The organism is Arthrobacter glycogeni (genome assembly GCF_054511155.1).
On the sequence record NZ_JBTNDE010000018.1, the window covers coordinates 14,293 to 33,847 of the forward strand.

A 19,555-nucleotide genomic window follows, 5' to 3' on the forward strand; every position below is an offset into this window, starting at 1 on the left:
CCATTTCGGTGAGCAACTCCGACCTGCCGGGTCGCCCTGGACATCCGTGAGGGAAATCTTGACCCCCGATGACTTATTCCCTCACCGATCCGCGTCTGCAAGTGGCCGGAGCGTGCCGGCGCGCAGACTCGGTGCTACTCGACGAGCTCCACCCCGGCGTCCTCCAGTTCCTCAAGCGCCGTCTCGCTGCTGTCGGGGTGCACTCCGCGGGTGAAGCGGACCAGCACCGAGGTGGTGTATCCGGCGGCGACGGCGTCCAGCGCTGTTGCCCGCACGCAAAAATCGGTGGCCAGACCAACCACTGCCACCTCGTCGACCTCCCGCTCACGCAGCCAGTCATCGAGGGTCACCAGTTCCTCGGGCGTCAGGTCGTCGCCGGCCCCGAGCTTCTGCTCGCCGGTCGGAACCTCGTCTTCGGGTGCAAGGACCCCCTCAAAGCCCGAGTAGGCCGCCTCGAACTGGCCTTTCCGGAACACCGCCTCGATATTTTCCGTATCCAGGTCCCGGTGGAACCCCGCCCCCCGAGTGTCGGCGACGCAATGCACGGGCCAGGAGCGGAGAAAGTCCGGGGTCTCGGAAAAATGGGCTCCGGGATCGATGTGCCAGTCCTGGGTGGCGACGATGTGGTCAAACTCGCCGCCTTTCTCGTCCATGAAATCGCTGAGGAGCGCGGCGACGTCCGCGCCCCCGTCGACAGCCAGCGACCCTCCCTCACAAAAATCGTTCTGCACATCGACAATAATCAGGGCACGGGTCATGATTCCTCCTCGTATTCGGTGGGGATGGCAGGCTCGCCGCGTTGCATCCGCATCACTGAGCCGGGCAATTCGGCCATCGACGTGCGGTGGTGGTCAACTGCCCGCCTTACACCGTCTGGTCCCGTCCAGCCTGGCAGGATGTGGCCGTCGCTGACGAACTGCTGCAGCAGGGGACGGTCGTTGCCGTCGTCGAGCGGGGACCGCCCGATGCCCACTACCTCAGCGGTGGCAATGCCGGCGCGATTGAGGCGGCGGAGTGCATACTTCCGGCCGCCGCGTGAGGTCTTGTTCAGCGCCGCTTTCGCCACCGAGACGAACTCGCCGTCGTCGTCGGTCCGGCTGACCAGTTTGTAGACCAGGCCCGCGGTCGGGGCCCCGGAACCCGTGACCAGGGAGGTACCGACGCCGTAGGAATCCACCGGAGCCGAGGCGAGGGACCCGATCGCGAACTCGTCAAGATCGGAGGTGACCACAATCCTGGTCTTGTGGTTGCCCAGATCGTCCAGCAACTGCCTGACCCAGCGGGCCTGCGCCACCAGGTCTCCCGAGTCCAGCCGCACCGCACCCAGCTCGGGTCCGGCCACCTCCACTGCGGTCCGGACGCCGCGTTCGACGTCGTATGTGTCAACCAGCAGGGACGTGCCAGCGCCCAGGGAGGCCACCTGCGCGGCGAACGCATCCCGCTCGGAGTCATGCAGCAGGGTGAACGAGTGGGCGGCGGTGCCCACGGTCTTCACGCCGTAGCGCCGCCCGGCCTCGAGATTGGAGGTGCTGGCGAAGCCGCCGATGATCGCGGCCCGCGCGGCCGCCACGGCAGCCTCCTCCTGGGTGCGGCGGGACCCCATCTCGATGCAGGGTCGGCTGCCCGCGGCGCCGGTCATCCGTGAGGCGGCGGACGCGATCGCGCTGTCATGGTTGAGGACCGACAGCACCAGGGTTTCCAGGATGCACGCCTCGGCGAAGGTGCCCTCGACGATCAGGAGGGGGGAGTGCGGGAAGTACGCCTCGCCTTCCGCATAGCCCCAGATGTTCCCGCCGAAGCGGAAATTGGCTAGCCAGTCGAGGGTCAGGCTGTCAACTACCCCGGCCGCCGACAGATGGTCCAGTTGCTCGGTGCCGAACCGGAAATTATCAAGGCTGTCCAGGAGCCGTCCGGTGCCAGCAACCACTCCGTAGCGGCGGCCTTCGGGGAGCCGTCGGGCGAATGCCTCGAAGACCGATTTCCGGTGGGCTGCCCCGGAGTGCAGGGCTGCCTGCAGCATGGTCAGCTCATAGTGGTCCGTGTATAGGGCGGTGCTGGCCCGGGTGCTGATGACCGGGGCGGAGTTGGAGGCGCTCACAACCAAAACTCTAACCCCTCACGGCGCCGGGATGCCCGGAAAATTCGGTCCATGCCCCGTCCTACAATGGAGTTATGACAGTTGGCACCGCTCCGGACACCAAACGGCTCGAGGAAACGGACGCCGACCAGCTCACGCTCAGCGACATCCCCTGGGTCGTGATTGTCTGGAATGACCCGGTGAATCTGATGAGCTACGTCAGCTACGTGTTCCAGACCTACTTCGGCTATGGCGAGTCCAAGGCGAACAAGCTCATGATGGAAGTCCATCAGGCGGGCAAATCGGTGGTTGCCGGTGGCAGCCGGGAAGAGGCGGAGCGGGACACGCTGGCCATGCATTCCTACGGGCTGTGGGCCACGTTCCAGAAGTCCGACGCCCCCTGAGGCCCTGCTAGCCCGTAACTGGGCTTTCCACACGCGGCGTTTTCGCCGCGACCCGATTCCGACACTGCGCGTTAAGGAGAATTTTTGGCCAAGGCATTCAAGGCAACCCGCCGCGGGATCAATGGGGCGCTGGATCCGGGGGAGCGGCAACTGCTCCGCAAGTTGTTCGAGGACATTATCGAGCTGCTGGAACCCGCCGAGCCGGCAAATGCCGATCCGCTCGCCGCCATGGTGGGTGTGGACAGCGTGGCGGTAACCCCGTCGGACAGTGCTGTCAGACGGCTGTTGCCGGACGCGGTCCGCAACGACGACGACGAGGCCCTGGAGTTCCGCCGCCTGACCGAGCGTTCCCTGCGCGAGGACAAGATTGGCGCCCTACGCGGCAGCGCCCTCCTTCTTGAGTCGAGCCCGCTGACCCTCACCGCCGAGCAGGCCCGGATGCTGGCGCGCGCCCTGAACGACGTCCGCCTGGTGCTCGCCGACCGGCTGAAGATCCAGTCCGATGAGGACGCCGCCCGCCTGCATGAGATCGACGACGTCGCCGACGCCGACGACGTCGAGACGTACCTTGCGTTGGTCTACAACTTCACGAGCTGGCTTCAGGAGTCACTGGTTCAGGCCATGTTCGGGCTCAAGGACAAGTGATCCGCCCTCACCCCTGTGGCGGCCACTGGTCACTGTGACTAATTCCACTGGGGTTGGGTTCGTCGAATGTCGGGTGCACGTCTTATGGTCGGTAGATCATGACCTCCGTCCCGGCTGATCTTTCATCGCTGAAGCGAACCGAGGCTCCGATCGGCATTTTTGATTCGGGCGTTGGTGGGCTGACTGTGGCGCGCGCCGTGATCGATCAGCTGCCGCACGAGTCGATCCTTTACGTCGGCGACACCGCGCATGGACCCTACGGGCCCCTGCCGATCGCCAAGGTCCGCGCCCATGCGCTGGGGGTCATGGATGAGCTGGTGGATTCGGGAGTGAAACTCCTGGTCATCGCCTGCAACTCGGCTTCAGCGGCAGTGCTCCGTGACGCGCGCGAACGGTACACGGCCCGCTACGGCATCCCCGTGATCGAGGTGATCCAGCCGGCCGTCAGGCGGGCTGTCGCCTCGACCCGCAGTGGCAAGATCGGCGTCATCGGCACCTCAGCCACCGTGGGATCCCGCGCCTACGAGGACACCTTCGCTGCCGCCCCGCAGCTGTCCATCACGTCGGCTGCCTGCCCGGAGTTCGTCGAGTTCGTCGAAGCGGGCATCACCTCCGGGCCTGAGCTCCTCTCAACGGCCCAGCGCTACCTGGAGCCGCTCAAACACGCCGGCGTCGACACGCTGGTGTTGGGCTGCACCCACTATCCGCTGCTGACAGGAGTCATCTCCTATGTGATGGGTGACGCCGTGACACTGGTATCCAGTGCCGAGGAAACCGCCAAGGACGTGTATCGCGCCCTGATTTCCCACGATCTGGTCCGCGTCGGTGACGCAGCACCCAAGCATCACTTCATCGCAACGGGGGACGCCCAGCGGTTCGGCGAACTCGCGCGCCGGTTCCTTGGTCCCGAGGTACTCAGCGTGGAGCACGTCGATCACGTCGCCGCCCAGTACCCCACAGGAAGCCTGGCCCGGATTACCCCCGAGATGATCGCCGCTGCCCGTGTCGACCCGGTGGGGAACCGCCGGGTATGAAGTTGACTATCGTGGGCTGCAGTGGGTCCTTTCCCGGCCCCCAGTCGCCGGCGTCGTGCTATCTCATTACGGCCACAGTGCCCGACGGCAACAGCTCCCGCACCTGGCGGATTCTGCTGGATCTAGGTAACGGCGCCCTGGGTGCACTGCAGCGTTATATGGATCTCCGCGACATCGACGCAGTGTTCCTGAGCCACCTTCATCCCGACCACTGCATGGACCTTTGCGGGCTGCATGTCGCTGTGCACTGGGATCCCAACGGGTGGAACCGGCCCCGTATCCCAGTCTGGGGGCCGGAGGCTACTGCCGACCGGATGGCCACCGCCTACGGACTGGATCTCGATCCGGGTATGCATGAGGACTTCGACTTCAAGCTTTGGGAACCGCGCGCCCCGGTTACCCTCGGCCCCTTCACCATCACCCCGTACCCGGTGCTGCATCCCGTCGAGGAGGCCTATGCCTTGCGCGTCGAGGTGGCCGGCGAAAGGCCGGGCGACCCGCCCCGCGTGTTGACCTACTCGGGCGACACCGACGCCTGCGACGGCCTGATCGAAGCCGCAACCGGGTCCAATGTCTTCCTGTGCGAGGCGGCATTCCACGAGGGCCGCGATGACGCCATTGAGGGCGTCCACCTCACCGGTCGGCGGGCCGGACAGGTGGCGGCAGCAGCGGCGTCGCACCGGTTGCTGCTGACCCACATCCCGGTGTGGAACGACGCCAACCGAACCGTGGAAGAAGCCAGAACCAGCTACCGTGGGGACCTCGCCGTCGCCGTCGCCGGTGTGTCGTACGAAATTTGAGACGACGGCCGCCTTTTATCCGGTGCCACGGCGGGATGCCTGGTCACTCGTCGGGATGTGGTCGCCGTGATCTTCGATTGCCGCGAACGCGGGATCGTCGGCATATGACTTGAGCTTCGCGATGCGGTAAATGATCAGCGCATAGAGCGCCTTCGCGGCGATGTCAGCGATCGAATAGCCGCCCTGTTTCAATACCCATGCGTCGGCTCCCGAGATTCCGAGGAGTGGCAGGGAGTATGCAAGCGGATAGACGATCCAGCTGGCGAGGAGGAGGAGCCGAAGACGGCTGATGAGTACTCGAACCCGCGCGGGCTGTCGATCGAGGGATTTGGTCAGTTCGACGAACAGCACGTAGAGGATAAATAGGAAAGGGATCGTCGACAGAACACCCCACAGCACTCGGGTGCCGTCCGTGGAACTCACCTCACCTGGATACCCGAGGAGGATCATTAAGGCTGCGGCTGGAACGAGTTTCCAGAGGAGCGCCGTCTGAATCTTGCGCGCCAGGGCGAGTACCGCGATCAGCTCCACGAGCAGCAGCGGCACGGTGAGTAACCAGTCGACGTACCGGTACCCTTCGTTGAACGACGCGCCGTCCGCCTGGGTGTATAGGCCACGTCCGCCGACCGCTTCAGTAACGAACGCCTCCTTGAACGAATCAAAGATCCGGAAATAGTGGTAGGCGGCGATGCCACACACCACAGCCGCGATGATGATGGCCTGGCGGTAGCGCGGCAGGACACGTTGCAGGGCCAGGATCAGGAAGAGCGCCGTAAAGAGTTGCGCTGCAATGACGAGCGACAGAAGGTTGTAGACCGTATCGAACTGATTTTGGGTTAGAGCCTCGGGGATCATGAACGTTCTCCCATGCACAGAGTTGGATGAGCCTCGCACCGCCAATTGCGGTGGAGGGAATTGCCCCGTTTCACTGGTTGGTGGGGTAATTCTACGCCTTGTAGAAGAGATGTCCAGAGGCAGTTTTCTTCGGCCGTGAGGTGCGCCCCGTAGACTTAACTCCATGAATCCCGCAGACACTTCCTCACCCGCCGCTGCCATCCTTCGCGCGGATGGCCGGACCCCCGATCAGCTCCGAAACATCAGCATCACCCGTGGTTGGTCCACTCAGGCCGAAGGGTCGGCGCTCATCGAGTTCGGCAATACCCGTGTCCTTTGCACCGCTTCCCTCACCCAGGGTGTACCCCGCTGGCTCAAGGGTGAAGGCAAAGGCTGGGTGACCGCCGAGTACGCGATGCTCCCGCGTGCCACCAACACCCGGTCGGACCGCGAATCGGTCAAGGGCAAGATCGGCGGCCGCACCCACGAGATCTCCCGGCTGATCGGCCGGTCCCTGCGGTCCATCATCGACACCAAGGCGCTGGGCGAAACCACCATCGTGCTGGACTGCGACGTCCTGCAGGCCGACGGCGGTACCCGGACCGCAGCGATCACCGGCGCCTATGTGGCCCTTGCCGAAGCGATCCGCTACGCACAGGACAACAAGCTCATCGCCGCATCGGCTCGTCCCCTGATCGACACGGTGGCAGCGGTGAGCGTGGGAATCATCGACGGCGTGCCCATGCTGGATCTGCCCTACGTCGAGGATGTGCGGGCCGAGACCGACATGAACGTTGTCGTGACCGGCGGCGGCAAGTTCGTCGAGGTGCAGGGAACAGCTGAGGGTGCTCCGTTCGACCGGGACGAACTCGACGCGCTCCTGGATCTCGCATTGCTCGGCACGTCGCAGCTGACCCAGATCCAGCTCGACATCCTCGGTGAGGGTGCTGGTGCCTGAGACGGCGGCCGCGTCACAGCATCCACCTGAGCCGCGGCTGGTCCTGGCCACCCGCAATCCCGGCAAGCTGCGCGAGCTGCGCGAGCTGTTGCGCGGCACGGTGCCTGGCCTCGACGTCGATACCCAGGTGATTGACGCGGAGACCGCCGGCGCGCCCGACGTCGTCGAAAGTGGCACCACATTCGAAGCCAACTCGCTGCTGAAGGCGCGGGAGGTTGCTGCGGCAACCGGGCTGGTGGCGGTTGCCGACGATTCGGGTCTCGCCGTCGAGGTGCTGGGCGGGGCGCCGGGAATCTTCTCGGCGCGGTGGTCGGGTCGCCACGGCGACGACGACGCCAACCTGCACCTCCTGCTGGCGCAGCTAGCCGACATTCCTGTTGGGCAGCGCGGCGCGTCCTTCGTCTGCGCGGCGGCCGTTGCGCTGCCGGATGGCACGGCGCGGGCGACCTTTGGGGAGCTCAAAGGAACTCTGCTCACCGAACCCCGTGGGACGGGTGGGTTCGGGTACGACCCGATCCTGCAGCCGATTGGAGACCACCGGAGCTGTGCCGAATTGTCGGCGGGCGAGAAGAACTCCATCAGTCACCGGGCACAGGCGTTCGCGGCGCTGCTGCCGCATCTGGTCAACGCGCTGCGCTGAGGTGGTGGGCTGGCGCTGGCGGTGAGGCAATAAACAGCTTAGTAAGGCAAACTTGATGGGAATATGACTACTTCACTGCGTGCCACACTCACCACCCCCGCCGGGGGCGGGTCCCTGATCGAGACGATCTCCGACTGGGCCGTCTCCATGATGGAAACGATTGGAGCCCCAGGCGCGGGCCTGGCGATCGCACTGGAGAATCTGTTCCCCCCGCTCCCCAGCGAGGTCATCCTGCCGCTGGCAGGGTTCACCGCCAGCCGGGGCAGCTTTACCCTGTTCGAGGCGATCTTCTGGACCACTGCGGGTTCGGTGGTCGGCGCGTTGGCCCTGTACCTCCTGGGTGCCTGGCTGGGCCGGGACCGGATGCGGGCGATCGTGTCCCGGGTGCCCTTGGTGGATCTTGAGGACGTCGACCATGTGGAGGACTGGTTCAACCGCCACGGGTACAAAGCGGTGTTCTTTGGCCGGATGATCCCGCTGTTCCGAAGTCTGGTGTCGATCCCGGCCGGTATCGAGCGGATGTCGCTCTGGAAGTTTGTTGTTCTGACCACCGCCGGAAGCCTGATCTGGAACTGCATCTTCGTGATGGCCGGGTTCTATCTGGGCGAGAACTGGCATCTGGTGGAGGCTTACGCCGATGTCTTCCAGAAGATCGTGATCGCTGCGGTCATCCTGTTCGTCGGCTATTTTGTGGTCAGCCGGGTGCTGAGAATCCGCCGCAGGCGCGCGAAGCATGACGCCGCCTGAGGACGTCTGGCCGCTTTTCGGGCTCAGGATCTTGACGCCCCGGCTTGAGCTGAACCCGGTGCGCGATGACCAGCTTCCCGGCCTCATTGACGCGGTGCTGGCCGGGATTCATGATCCCTCGGAGATGCCATTCACCGTTCCCTGGACTGATGCGCCGCGCGAGGTACTGATCCGGGAGACCCTGAAACACCAGTGGAGGCAGCGGTGCAGTGTGCTGCCCGACCACTGGACCCTCAACTTTGCCATCACCTATCAGGGCAGGGTGATCGGGATGCAGGACCTGTCGGCTGAGGACCTGAGCCTCAGACGGACCGTTCAAACCGGCTCCTGGCTCACCCGCTCGAAGCACGGCGACGGGCTGGGCAAGGAAATGCGGGCTGCCGTGCTCATGTTCGCGTTCGACTACCTTGGCGCCCACTGGGCGGTGTCCGAGGCCGCCGCGTGGAACACCTCATCGCTGGCAGTCTCCCGAAGCCTCGGCTATACGGACAACGGCGTCAGTGTCAGCGTCCCTAGACCGGGCGAGTGTCAGGAACTCCAGCATGTCCGGCTGAGTGCGGCCGGGTTCATTCGGCCCGGCTGGTCGATCGCTGTCGAGGGGTTCGACGCCGCCCGCCCAGCGCTGCTCTCGTCCTAGGACCCTCCCGGACGTCCGCCGGTGGGCGCTTAGGAATTGTGCAGCTGTGGTGGGTGAGTGTCACCGAATGTGCAGTAGCGGCGGGTTGGAGCGTGTTTCACCCGCCAGTGCTGCGCAATAGTTCCGGACGTCGTCGGACTCACGAACAAACGTCCTCCAGAACCCTTGGCATCGCCCCCTCAGTAACTAACCAACTGACCTGGCTGGTGACCACCCGGAGTGCCGCAATGATCGATGACAGCAGGCCCATCTTTCTGCAGATTGCCGAAGAGATCGAGAGCGAAATCGTCGCGGGGACCCTGGCCGAAGACGCCCAGGTCCCATCACCCAACGAGTTTGCCGCCTTCCACCGCATCAACCCGGCCACCGCCGCCAAGGGCGTCAACCGGCTCGTGGATGAGGGCATCCTGTACAAGCAACGGGGAGTAGGAATGTTTGTTGCCTCCGGTGCCCGCGCCGCGCTCCTGCAGCGCCGACGGGACCGCTTCTTTGATCAATACGTTCGCCACTGGCCATTGAGGCTCGAAAGCTGGGCATTGACCCCCATGAACTCGCGGAGATGGTCCGCACCAGTGAATCAGTGTCAGGGAGGACACCATGAGCTGCGTTATCGAAACCCAGAATCTGGTCAAAACCTACCGGAAGTCAACTGCACTCGACGGAGTCACCCTGTCCCTCGAGCCAGAGAAGATCTATGGCCTGCTCGGCCGCAACGGTGCAGGCAAGACCACGCTGATGTCCATCCTGACCGCTCAGGGATTCCCCACCTCGGGAAGCATCGCGGTCTTCGGTGCCAACCCGTATGAGAACGAGGGGGTGCTCAGCCGGATCTGCTTCATCCGCGAATCCCAGAAGTACGCTGACGCGCTCACCCCGAAGCATGCGTTTCGGTCGGCGGCACTGTTCTTTAGCAACTGGGACCAGTCACTCGCCGACCGGCTGGTGGCGGACTTTCAGCTGCCGGTCAAACGCCCCATGTGGAAACTTTCCCGGGGCAGCTCTCAGCCGTCGGAGTGATTATCAGTCTGGCCTCGCGGGCCGAGCTGACCTTCTTCGATGAGCCCTACCTCGGTCTGGACGCAGTGGCGCGCCAACTCTTCTACGATCGGCTGGTCGAGGACTACGCGCTGCACCCACGGACCGTGGTCCTGTCCTCCCACCTGATCGATGAAGTGGCGAATCTCCTGGAGCACGTCATCGTGATCGATCGGGGCCGCATCATCATGAACGACGACGCCGAAAGGGTCTGGGCCGCGACCATCTACAAGCGGTGGCAGGCCACCGGGCTTCTCATCACCGGGATCGGCACCGGGCTACTCCTGGTGGTACTGCTGTACTACTTCACCCGGCAGGTCCTGTGGGGACAGGTGGGCCAGTTTCTGGGCGGCCAGTCACAGCTGAGCGTCGCGGGCTGGCTCGCCGTCGTCGGGCTGGCGCTGGCCGGAGGCTCCTATCTGACCCTGCGGCGGGCGGAGCCTTAAGGCCCGACCAGCTCCCGTTGGAGGTCGATGCCCGGCTGGTGGAGCCGGGCATCGATCCCCAGCTCCCGGGCCGCTGAGACATTGACCGGGGCGTCATCAACGAACGTGACCTTCCCCGGCTCCACTCCCAGGTCCCGCAGCACATGCTCAAAAATCTCGCGTTGCGGCTTGACCAGCTGAAGGGTGGAACTGAAATACCTCTTGGAGAAGTAGCCGGTCCAGGAGGCCTCTTCGAACCGCGCCACCATCGGGGCCGGCATGTTCGACAGCAACGCCAGCCGCGCACCCTGACTGCTGAGCTCCTCCAGCACATCGATGGTCTCGAGATTGAAGTGGGACCACTGATTGGCGTCCAGCGTATCCAGCAGGTTCGTCTGGTTAGTCGTCACCTCGCGTCCGGTGACCAGGGACCAATAGTCAACCGACGTGGTGCGCCCGGCGTCGAAGTCCAGCCGATGCCGCCAATAGGGCGAGCCGGGGTCCATCAGCCGCACACCGGCGGCATCCTCGAGGTTCAGCCAATCCTCGGGCGTGGGCGCGTTGGAGATCACCATGCCGTAATCGAACAGGTACCACTGTGTGTTTCCCATACCTCAGGGTAGGGGACTGTGGCAGGTATCTCCCGGCGCGCGGGTGAACGTTGGGTAAAATCCAGTCCCGCGCCGCGTAGCGTTGACCCCGTGGGAATAGAGTTCACAGCGATCGACTTCGAGACGGCAAACGGGTTCCGCGGTTCTCCCTGCGCGGTGGGACTGAGCAAGGTACGCGACGGCAGGATTATCGACGAGGCACACTGGCTGATGCGCCCTCCCGCCGGCCACGACCACTTCGACTGGCGCAACGTGCGGATCCATGGGATCTCGGCGGAGATGGTGGCGGACCAGCCACGGTTCGGGGACCTCTTTCCGGAGATCGGAGCCTTCATCGGAGGCGACGTGCTGGTGGCCCATAACGCTGCCTTCGATCTGGGAGTCATCAGGTCGGGGCAGGAGGTGTCCAACATCGCCGGTCCTGCATACAGCTACTCCTGCACCGTGGTGCTGTCCCGGCGCAGCTATTCCCTTCCTTCGTATTCATTGCCGTTCGTTGCCGAGGCGGCGGGCGTCCCGCTGGTCAACCATCACGACGCGGTCGAAGACGCCCGGGCCTGCGCCGGCATCATGATCGATATTGCCCGCAGGAACAACGCTGACTCCCTTGAGGACCTGGCGGCGATGCAGCAACTCCCGCTCTCCACCCAGGATGCCTATCTGCCGGGGATCAACGCGGTGTCCAAAGCGACGCGCGGCGCCCTGTCCCGTGGACCGGTTCGCGCCGGTCCCTCCGGGTGGCCGGAAGAAGGCCTTAATCCGCCGGCGAATGGTGGAGCCGATCCGGCGCACCCGTTATACGGCCAAACCGTGGTGTTCACGGGCATGCTCGGGATGCCGCGCCCGCAGGCCAAGGAACGGGCGGCGGGACTCGGAGCGCAACCCGCCAGCACGGTCACCCACCGCACCACGGTCCTCGTGGTGGGCGACGGGTTTGTGGCATCGGACCTGCGCAATGGTCGGGTCACCGGGAAGGCGCGGCGCGTTCTCGACCTCCACGAGCGGGGCCAGCGGATCGAAGTCTTGTCCGAGGCGGAATTCCTGCAGATGACCGAGGGCCGCTGGCCCATCGACAGTCCGTGACACTCAGCAATTACAGCTCCAGGTGAACCCCAGTCAGGTCCTGCGATGCATCGATCAGCCGGGACGCGGTGTTGCGCTCGCGGGCGTGGGGCTGCGCCGCGACCGCTACCGGGCGCCCCCGCAACTGGAACCAGCCATCCGGGCCACAATAGGAGCCGTTGTCGACGCCGGGATCCGCCACTGCGCGAACCAGCGGCCAGGCCCCGGCGTCTTTGCCCTGTGAAACGGGTGCAAGGATGCGACGCCTGGGAGCGGGCGCGGTAGTGTTCAGCCCGATTCCCGGCCGCCGCGGAGTAAGCATATCCAGGGCCAGGCCGGGGTGGGCCACAATGCTCTGGACCGGGCTGCCCAACAGGCGGAGTCGGGTGGCGAGTTCGAAGCCGAAGGTCATGACAGCCAGTTTCGACGTCGCATAGGCCCGCGGGTTGTTGTACCTGGCGGGCATCAGGTCAGCGGTGTTCAGCCGCACCCAGCGGTGGCTGATACTGCCTAGGTGAACCACTCGTCCGCGCGCGGCGGCAAGCGCCGGGAGCAGGCCAGCCGTGAGGGCGAAGTGGCCGAGATGATTGGTCCCGAACTGCAGCTCAAACCCGTCGGCGGTGTGCTGGCGTGTTGTCGACCCCACCACGCCAGCGTTGGCGAGCAGTGCATCCACCGAACCGCGGGCGGACAGGACATCCACAGCCCGGCGCACCGAATCGAGCCGGGCCAGGTCGAGTTCCTGGAATGACACGTCGGCTGCGGGCATCCGCCGGCGGATCGTAGCGATCGCGGCAGAGGCCTTCTGCTCATTCCTGGACGCCATCACGACTGTCGCCCCGGCCGCCGCGAGCTGCTCGCACGCAAAGTAGCCGAGGCCGGCATTTCCTCCGGTCACCACAACAGTGCGGCCGCTGAGGTCTGTCAGGTCGTTCGGGTTCCAGGTATGCATCACCCAAGCCTAGGCAGTCGGTGGCTCGCAGCACGCATCGCTGGGTTGGCTGGCCTCACCCGGCCGAGGTGATGTCGACGAGAAGGCGGGCCATGGCACTGACGACGTCGGCGCCCTCCAGTTGCGCGGTCCACGCGGCCGGGAGGCCCTGCACCCCGTAGAGCGCGCCCAGGATGGTGCCGGTGATCGAGCCGGTGGTGTCGCTGTCGCCGTCGTGATTGACGGCCAGGGTAACCGCGCTCCTGAAGTGCTGTTCCGCACCGGCGTCAGTCCGGCTCGCCAACACGGCATACACCGCGATTGCCACTGCTTCGTCGGCCGTCCAGCCGCCGCCGAGGGTCGCCGTCATCTGCTCGGGGGAGACGTCGTCGTCGTCCGCCAACTCAACGGCCGCGTCGAGCAACCGCACGAGTTCGGGGACGTTGGAGGCGTGGGCGCGGGCGACAGCGGCTGCCACGGCCTCCGGCAGCGCCCGCCCGTCGCGCACGATGGCGTGGATCAGGACGGCGACCACAGCAGACCCATGCAGGGCGGCAGGATGACCGTGGGTGAGCGCCGCGGCATTCATCGCCAACCGATCGGCCACCTCCGCCGGAATATGCGGCACCAGGCCGAAGGGAGCCGAGCGCATCACCGTGCCCGACCCCTTGGCGTCCGGGTTGATGGGTCGCGCCTGGGTGCCCATCTCGCCGCTGCGCAACGCGCTCAGGCACGCAGCGCCGGGCCCGCGGCGCTGCCGGAGTACCTCCTGGCTATCAATCCAACGAGGGGGAGGGGCAGGAGCCGACGACGGCGGCGTCTCGCCTTGCGACGCCAGCCACCGCAGGTAGGCCAGCCACAAACACGCAGTTTCGTCGGCGGCCACCCCGTCGTTGGCCCACTGGATGGCGTCCACCAGTCCGTCGACTGTGTACAGCGTGAGCTGCGTGTCGTCGGAGAACTGGAGGTTGCCGGGCAGCGTTTCCGGTGAGGTCACGCCGTCGGGACCGTAGGTCGCGCGGATGGCGTGCAGATCGAGGGTCTCGACCGCGTAGCCGAGCGCGTCCCCAAGAGCGCCGCCCAGCAGGCAGCCATGAACACGGTCCGAAAAAGTAGGAAGGGTAGACACCTTGACAGTCTAATGTCGGGTAGGGTTCTACTGCCCCGGCCCTCACCGGTGCCGCCCGTTACCCCCCCCAACGTCAGCTCACCCCAATAGCTCAAAGGATTACGTCCACCATGACGCAGACATCGTTGCCTTCCCACGATCTGCACGCTGAGCCGGAACATCCCGGCCGCGCTGCACCGATCCGAGAATTTTCTATCGTAGCCCGGTCCCTGGCTGAAGCGGCGGGCTCATTCCTGTTGGTACTCGCCGGTCTGGGTGTCACCATCCTCAACACCCAGACGGGTGTGCAGCCCACCCTTGCCTTCGGGCTGGCCTTGATTGGAGCAATTGTCGCGTTCGGCTATGTGTCGGGCGGCCACTTCAACCCCGCCGTGACGCTGGGGTCCGCCGTCGCGGGCAAGACCCCGTGGGCTGCGGTTCTGCCCTACGTGGTGGCGCAGGTGGTCGGTGGCCTGGTCGCCGCCGGTTTCATCTGGTTGCTGTTGAGTGCCAACCAGCAGTTTGCTGGCAGTGTGCAGGAGTTGTTCGCCGTGTCGGCGAACGGATTCGCTGACCATTCCCCCACCCAGTTCGCTGTGAGCAGCGCGTTCCTCGCCGAGGTGGTTGGCACAGCGATCTTCGTCGCAGTAGTTCTGGGCGCCACCTCCCGCACCGCAACGGGTGCGCTGCGCAACGCTGGTGGCCCGTTCGCCATCGGCCTGGTCTACGCAGCCCTGCTGACTTTCCTGCTGCCGATCACCAACGGGTCGCTGAACCCGGCACGCTCCACCGCTGCGGCGATCTTCTCCGAATCCTGGGCCATCGAGCAGCTGTGGCTGTTCTGGGCGGCGCCGGTGCTAGGTGCGGCCATTACCGGACTGATCTACCGCAGCACCGATCTCTTCGGCGCGCGGAAGAATGACGACTCCTTGAATGAATCGGCTGGCGACGACCCCGTCCCGGCCGCTTCCGTCCCGGCAGCTTCCGCGGCGCCGGAACCCGTTGGGAAGTCCACGCGGCGTGAATCGACCGACCGGTACCCGGCAGACCACGCCCGCACCGGCGAGGCGGCTGACGACGGCCAGGTGGATCGTCCTGCCGATAGCGACGATGCTCGGACCTTCTTCGACGAATCCGAGAACCGTCCCGACGGGAAATAGGCCTGGTTTCGGCGAAAATCCGCACCGCCGAGGGTGCTGCCCAGGAATGTCAGTGGGGGCCGGTAGCTTAGAAACATGAGGCTACTGCACACATCCGATTGGCACCTGGGACGTTCGTTCCATGGTGCGGGTACCCTGCAGGCGCAGCGGATCTTCATCGATCAGCTCGAGAAGTCAGTCCGTGAACTTGAGGTTGACGTGGTGTTGATCGCCGGCGACGTCTACGACCGGGCACTGCCCGGCGTGGACGTCGTCGGGCTCTTCGATGAGGCCCTCGAACGCCTGACCGGCGCGGGCGCGCAGGTGGTCGTGTCCAGCGGAAACCACGATTCGGCCACCCGGCTGGGTTTTGGCGGACGCATCCTGGAACGCGGGGGAGTGCATTTGCGCACCCGCCTCGAGGACATCGGCCGGCCGGTCCTCTTTCCCCTTGACGACGACGGCGCTGAGCTCGCCGTGTATGGCTTGCCCTACCTCGAACCGCGCCTGGTAGCGGATGCGCTGGGCGCCGGCGCTCCCACGCATACTGCGGTCACCCGGGCGGCACTTGACCTGGTCCGCACCGATCTTGCCCATCGCCAGTCTGCAGGGACAGTCAGGTCTCTGGTCATGGCGCACACCTTTGCCAGCGGGGGAATCACCTCGGCAAGCGAACGTGACCTTAGTGTTGGCGGCGTCGGTGCCGTCCCGTTGGATCTGTTCGAGTCGTTCGACTACGCGGCGCTGGGCCACCTCCACGGCCAGCAGCGGCTCGCCCCCAACGTGCGGTACTCCGGCTCGCCCCTGCCCTATTCCTTCTCCGAAGCCAACCAGGCGAAGGGCGCCTGGTTGGTGGAGATCGGGCCGAAGGGTCTCGGCGAGGTGAGCGCGGTGGAATGGCCCGGATACCGTGAACTTGCCGTGTTGAGCGGGCAGCTCGACGAACTGCTCGCCGACCCACTGCACGAGTGGGCGGAAGACGCCTACTGCCACATCACGCTCGTCGACGCCGACCGGCCCGCCCAGGCGATGGAGCGGCTACGTAGCCGCTTCCCCGCCACCCTGGTGCTGGTTTTCGAACCGGAAGGCGATCGCCGGCAGCCCCCGCAGACCTACAGTCAGCGGATTGCCCGGGCCACCGATGATGTGGACGTCTGCTGTGGCTTCCTCGACCACGTGCGGTCCCGTTCAGCTAGCGAGAGTGAACGCGCGGTCATCACCACAACCCTCGAAGCGGTTCGCTCGGGTCAGGTCGAGCGGTGAGGATCCACCGCCTCGAGCTGCAGGCGTTCGGCCCCTTCGCCGACCGGCAGGAGGTGGACTTCGACCGGCTGGGCGCCCACGGGTTGTTTCTCCTGAACGGTCCCACCGGGGCCGGCAAGTCGAGTGTCCTTGACGCGATCTGCTACGCGCTGTACGGGTCTGTCCCGGGCGCCCGGCAGGCAGCGAAACGGCTCCGGAGTGACCACGCCCCAGAGTCGCTGGCTCCCGAGGTGAGCTGCGAGTTCAGCGTGGGCGGACGCCGCCTTGAAGTGATCCGCAATCCGCAGTGGAGCCGCCCGGCAAAACGGGGAAAAGGCACCACCGCCGAGCCGGCTCGCACCCTGTTGCGTGAACGGATCGACGGGGAATGGGTCCAGAAATCTGCGCGCAATGACGAAGCGGGGGCGGAGATCCAGGCCCTCCTCGGGATGGATCGGGAGCAGTTCACGCGAGTGGTGATGCTGCCGCAGGGAGAATTCGCGGCCTTTCTGCGCTCCGACGCAAAATCCCGCAGGGACCTGCTCCAGCGGCTCTTCTCCACCGACCGTTACGAACAGGTCGAGCAGGTGCTGGCCGACCGTGCCAAGGTGATCGGGGCGCTGGTAGCGGACGCTGAGGCAGGGCTAACCCACATCCGCCGGCGTGCGGTGGACGAGGTGGAACGCTACGCCCCGGCCGGTTCCGGCGACGCCGGTGCGGAGGATCCGAACGCGGAGGATTCCCGTGCTGGGCAGCCGGAGCCGGACTCCATCGTGGTGCTCCAGAAGCGTCTCTCGACAGTGCTGACGATCGCCGCCCGCACCTCACAGGAGAACGCGCTGGAGCAGACAGCATTTCGTGAGGCCTACGAGGACAAGTCCGCTGCGCACGCACGACGGGTGATGCTGGCGCGATTCCGGGACGCCGAACAGTCCCACGCAGCGCAGCGTGACGAGGCGGAAAACCTCCTGGCTCTCGTTGAACGGGAGGGGAAAGCTCGAATTCTGGAGGGTAGCCTGCGGGCCCTCGATCAGGCGGAGGAGACACTGCGCCAGGCTGGGGTCACCGCCACGGCGGCAACCGAGACGGTTGCGGGCTCCAGGGTGGCAGGATCGTTGCTGCCTGACCTCGATACCGGCACCCTGGTCGACGGTGCGGGTGCCACCCGCCGAGAGGTGGACGACACGATCGCCATCCTGGATACCGCCTGCACTGCTGCAACCTCAGATCTGGGGGCATTGCGTGCGGCACTCCCCGACGAGCAGCGACTGCAGGCCCTCGACAACAGGCTCGCCGAGTCTGTGGAGGAGCAGTCACGGATCGAGGCCGCCGTCGGCGAGTGCGCCGCGGCTCAGACCGCGGTCCGCGAGGAGACCGCCGCGGCCCGCGCGGAGTGCAGTGAGCTGGAGCGGCAGGTCAATGAGGAATCGGCTGTGGGGGACCGGGTAGCCGAAGGCAATCGGCTGCTGGCCACTATTGCGGCACTGAACACTGCGCGCACCCGAGTGGCGCGCGAGCAGGACATGTACACGGCGGCCGACCGGCGTTTTCTTGAACTCAAAGGACTCTGGCTGGACACCCTCAGGCAGCGGCTGGAGCAGGCGGCAGCCGAACTGGCGGCCAGTCTCGGGGAGGGCAGTGACTGCCCGGTGTGCGGCAGTCAATCCCATCCTCGGCCGGCGTCGGCTGGCGGGGCACGCCTGGTCACTCATGAACAGGAACAGGCTGCGCGTCAGGAGCAGGACCGCGCAGAACGGGAACTGGATGGTATCCGCCGGGTACGGGATGATGCAGCGCTGGAGGTCGCGAGACTTGAAGCTCAGGGCGGTGACAGCGATGGCGCTGCGGTTCAGGCGCAGCTGGAGCGGGATACCGACCTGGTGAAGACGGCAGCGGCAGCACGGCGGGCTCTGGAGCGCACCACGATCCGCCTGGGTGAGCTGGCCGTGCTCGAGGAGGAACGCACAGTCACGCAGCAGGGGTTGGTGACTTCCCTGGCTGAGCTGCGATCCTCGGCGGCCGGTCTGCAGGAACAACGCGGGGAATTGCTGGAGCGTCTCACCGCGCTCCGCGGCGGGTATGCGACTTTGGCCGCCCGTATTGCTGAGTTGGCGTCAGCGCACCAGGCGATGGCCGGGTGCCGTGACGCCATCCAGGGTCTGGTACGTGCTGGTGAGAATCACCGCCGGGCGTCATCCACCCTCACCGAGGCGCTGGCCGGCTCAGTCTTTGCGGACTCCGACGACGTGCGGGACTCCCTGCTGCCGCTCGCTGACGTGCAGCGAGCCGAGCTATTTCTTGCCGCCTATCAGCGGGCCGGGCACCGGCTCGAAGCGGAACGGGAGCTCCCGGAGATCGCGGGGGCGCTCAAGGATGAGGTGGCCGGCCTGCCTGTAGTGACGCGTGAGGTGGTCGACGCGGCGGCGGCCGCCGAGCAGGACTCCGCAGCGCGAGCGGCCGCGAGCCTCCTGTCGCTCAGGATGATCCAGGAGTCAGCGCTTCAGCTGGACCGCTATGCCGGTGAGCTGGACGCGCAGGAGCAGGTGGTGGTGCCGCTGCGCCGCGAGCACCACTTGGTGAGATCGCTGGCTGACACCGCGATGGGTGGTGGGGACAACACCTACAAGATGAGTCTGGGCACCTATGTGCTGGCTGCGCGCCTGGAGCAGGTAGCCGATGCGGCCACCGAACGCCTGCTGGCCATGTCCGATGGACGCTACGCGTTGGTCCACAGCGATGCGTTGTCGGGCAACAAGAAATCGGGGCTTGGCCTGAACGTGATCGATGGGTGGACCGGAAATCGACGCGACACGGCCACCCTCTCCGGCGGTGAGTCCTTCATGGCTGCTCTGGCGCTCGCTCTCGGCCTGGCCGACGTCGTCCAGGCCGAGTCCGGCGGGATTGAGATTGAGACCCTGTTCGTCGACGAGGGGTTCGGCAGCCTCGATGACCAGTCGCTGGAACAGGTGATGGACGCGTTGGAGGGCCTCCGGGATGGCGGGCGGATGGTGGGGCTTGTCAGCCATGTTGCCGAGTTGAAGCAGCGGATCGGCGCCCAACTGCAGGTCGTGAAGGGACGGAACGGGTCTACCCTGCGCATTGTTGACCAGCTGCCGGGCGAGGTGCATCCGGCGGGCTGGTTACAGACAGTGTAAATTGGGGTGCGTCACAGGGTTGGGCGCATCGGGAGGGGGGACGATGCGCGAATAGTTGTATCCGGAAAGAC

General features: G+C 65.7%; 18 protein-coding genes and 2 pseudogenes. 14 read left to right on the forward strand and 6 right to left on the reverse strand.

The genetic code is table 11. The annotated features are described in order from the left end of the window. Positions 1–134: 134 nt before the first annotated feature. Positions 135–758 carry a nicotinamidase gene (locus ACX80O_RS12595; RefSeq protein ID WP_459333657.1) on the reverse strand — a complete coding sequence of 208 codons (624 nt, stop codon included), beginning with the start codon at positions 756–758 and terminating at the stop codon, positions 135–137. Then, a complete protein-coding gene (locus ACX80O_RS12600) occupies positions 755–2,104 on the reverse strand; it encodes a nicotinate phosphoribosyltransferase (protein WP_459333658.1) in 1,350 nt (449 codons plus the stop codon). The genes ACX80O_RS12595 and ACX80O_RS12600 overlap by 4 nt, the downstream gene beginning before the upstream one ends. 68 nt (positions 2,105–2,172) lie before the next feature. Here ACX80O_RS12600 and clpS point away from each other — a divergent pair, with 68 nt between their 5' ends. The 4 genes from clpS to ACX80O_RS12620 all read left to right on the forward strand — a co-directional run bounded on the left by clpS (position 2,173) and on the right by ACX80O_RS12620 (position 4,960). Continuing rightward, positions 2,173–2,481: an ATP-dependent Clp protease adapter ClpS gene (gene clpS / locus ACX80O_RS12605; RefSeq protein ID WP_459306994.1), complete on the forward strand. Its 309-nt coding sequence runs from the start codon at positions 2,173–2,175 to the stop codon at positions 2,479–2,481. An 84-nt stretch (positions 2,482–2,565) separates the two neighbouring features. Then, positions 2,566–3,126 (forward strand): DUF2017 domain-containing protein, encoded by a 561-nt coding sequence (locus ACX80O_RS12610; RefSeq protein WP_459333659.1) that lies wholly within the window; start codon positions 2,566–2,568, stop codon positions 3,124–3,126. Positions 3,127–3,224: 98 nt separating this feature from the next. Then, positions 3,225–4,160 (forward strand): glutamate racemase, encoded by a 936-nt coding sequence (gene murI / locus ACX80O_RS12615; RefSeq protein ID WP_459333660.1) that lies wholly within the window; start codon positions 3,225–3,227, stop codon positions 4,158–4,160. Further along, entirely contained in the window at positions 4,157–4,960 is an 804-nt protein-coding gene (locus tag ACX80O_RS12620) for an MBL fold metallo-hydrolase (RefSeq protein ID WP_459306990.1), read from the forward strand. The genes murI and ACX80O_RS12620 overlap by 4 nt, the downstream gene beginning before the upstream one ends. Positions 4,961–4,975: 15 nt before the next feature. On the opposite strand, the gene ACX80O_RS12625 is transcribed toward ACX80O_RS12620, so the two are convergent. Further along, a complete protein-coding gene (locus tag ACX80O_RS12625) occupies positions 4,976–5,815 on the reverse strand; it encodes a bacteriorhodopsin-like (RefSeq protein WP_459306988.1) in 840 nt (279 codons plus the stop codon). Positions 5,816–5,978: 163 nt separating this feature from the next. Between ACX80O_RS12625 and rph the strand changes: the two genes are divergently transcribed. The 6 genes and pseudogenes from rph to ACX80O_RS12655 all read left to right on the forward strand — a co-directional run. After that, positions 5,979–6,752, forward strand: a complete 774-nt coding sequence (gene rph, locus ACX80O_RS12630) for a ribonuclease PH (protein ID WP_459306986.1) — start codon at positions 5,979–5,981, stop codon at positions 6,750–6,752. Next, positions 6,745–7,392 carry an RdgB/HAM1 family non-canonical purine NTP pyrophosphatase gene (rdgB, locus tag ACX80O_RS12635; protein ID WP_459333661.1) on the forward strand — a complete coding sequence of 216 codons (648 nt, stop codon included), beginning with the start codon at positions 6,745–6,747 and terminating at the stop codon, positions 7,390–7,392. Before rph ends, rdgB begins: the two co-directional genes overlap by 8 nt. Positions 7,393–7,455: 63 nt before the next feature. After that, entirely contained in the window at positions 7,456–8,139 is a 684-nt protein-coding gene (locus tag ACX80O_RS12640; RefSeq protein WP_459333662.1) for a DedA family protein, read from the forward strand. Beyond that, positions 8,126–8,776: a GNAT family N-acetyltransferase gene (locus ACX80O_RS12645; RefSeq protein WP_459333663.1), complete on the forward strand. Its 651-nt coding sequence runs from the start codon at positions 8,126–8,128 to the stop codon at positions 8,774–8,776. Before ACX80O_RS12640 ends, ACX80O_RS12645 begins: the two co-directional genes overlap by 14 nt. Positions 8,777–9,003: 227 nt before the next feature. Next, positions 9,004–9,377: pseudogene (locus ACX80O_RS12650) on the forward strand (GntR family transcriptional regulator). Then, positions 9,374–10,038 (forward strand): annotated as a pseudogene (locus ACX80O_RS12655) (ATP-binding cassette domain-containing protein); the annotation flags it as partial. The pseudogenes ACX80O_RS12650 and ACX80O_RS12655, both read left to right, overlap by 4 nt. A 215-nt stretch (positions 10,039–10,253) precedes the next feature. On the opposite strand, the gene ACX80O_RS12660 reads toward ACX80O_RS12655, so the two are convergent. Next, a complete protein-coding gene (locus ACX80O_RS12660) occupies positions 10,254–10,847 on the reverse strand; it encodes an HAD family hydrolase (RefSeq protein ID WP_459306978.1) in 594 nt (197 codons plus the stop codon). A gap of 90 nt (positions 10,848–10,937) precedes the next feature. On the opposite strand from ACX80O_RS12660, the gene ACX80O_RS12665 reads away from it, so the two are divergent. Continuing rightward, the gene (locus ACX80O_RS12665; protein WP_459306976.1) at positions 10,938–11,930 is read left to right on the forward strand and encodes a 3'-5' exonuclease; all 993 of its coding nucleotides are present in this window, start codon (positions 10,938–10,940) and stop codon (positions 11,928–11,930) included. Between the two features lie 10 nt (positions 11,931–11,940). On the opposite strand, the gene ACX80O_RS12670 is transcribed toward ACX80O_RS12665, so the two are convergent. Together ACX80O_RS12670 and ACX80O_RS12675 are read right to left on the reverse strand one after the other, a co-directional pair. Beyond that, positions 11,941–12,861 (reverse strand): SDR family NAD(P)-dependent oxidoreductase, encoded by a 921-nt coding sequence (locus ACX80O_RS12670; RefSeq protein WP_459306975.1) that lies wholly within the window; start codon positions 12,859–12,861, stop codon positions 11,941–11,943. 55 nt (positions 12,862–12,916) lie between these two features. Continuing rightward, positions 12,917–13,969 carry an ADP-ribosylglycohydrolase family protein gene (locus tag ACX80O_RS12675; protein ID WP_459333664.1) on the reverse strand — a complete coding sequence of 351 codons (1,053 nt, stop codon included), beginning with the start codon at positions 13,967–13,969 and terminating at the stop codon, positions 12,917–12,919. Positions 13,970–14,079: 110 nt separating this feature from the next. Here ACX80O_RS12675 and ACX80O_RS12680 point away from each other — a divergent pair, with 110 nt between their 5' ends. From ACX80O_RS12680 to ACX80O_RS12690, 3 genes are all read left to right on the forward strand, one after another. Next, positions 14,080–15,108: an MIP/aquaporin family protein gene (locus tag ACX80O_RS12680; RefSeq protein WP_459306973.1), complete on the forward strand. Its 1,029-nt coding sequence runs from the start codon at positions 14,080–14,082 to the stop codon at positions 15,106–15,108. Between the two features lie 75 nt (positions 15,109–15,183). Continuing rightward, positions 15,184–16,350: an exonuclease SbcCD subunit D gene (locus ACX80O_RS12685; RefSeq protein WP_459306971.1), complete on the forward strand. Its 1,167-nt coding sequence runs from the start codon at positions 15,184–15,186 to the stop codon at positions 16,348–16,350. Then, entirely contained in the window at positions 16,347–19,484 is a 3,138-nt protein-coding gene (locus ACX80O_RS12690; RefSeq protein WP_459333665.1) for an AAA family ATPase, read from the forward strand. The genes ACX80O_RS12685 and ACX80O_RS12690 overlap by 4 nt, the downstream gene beginning before the upstream one ends. Positions 19,485–19,555: the final 71 nt, after the last annotated feature.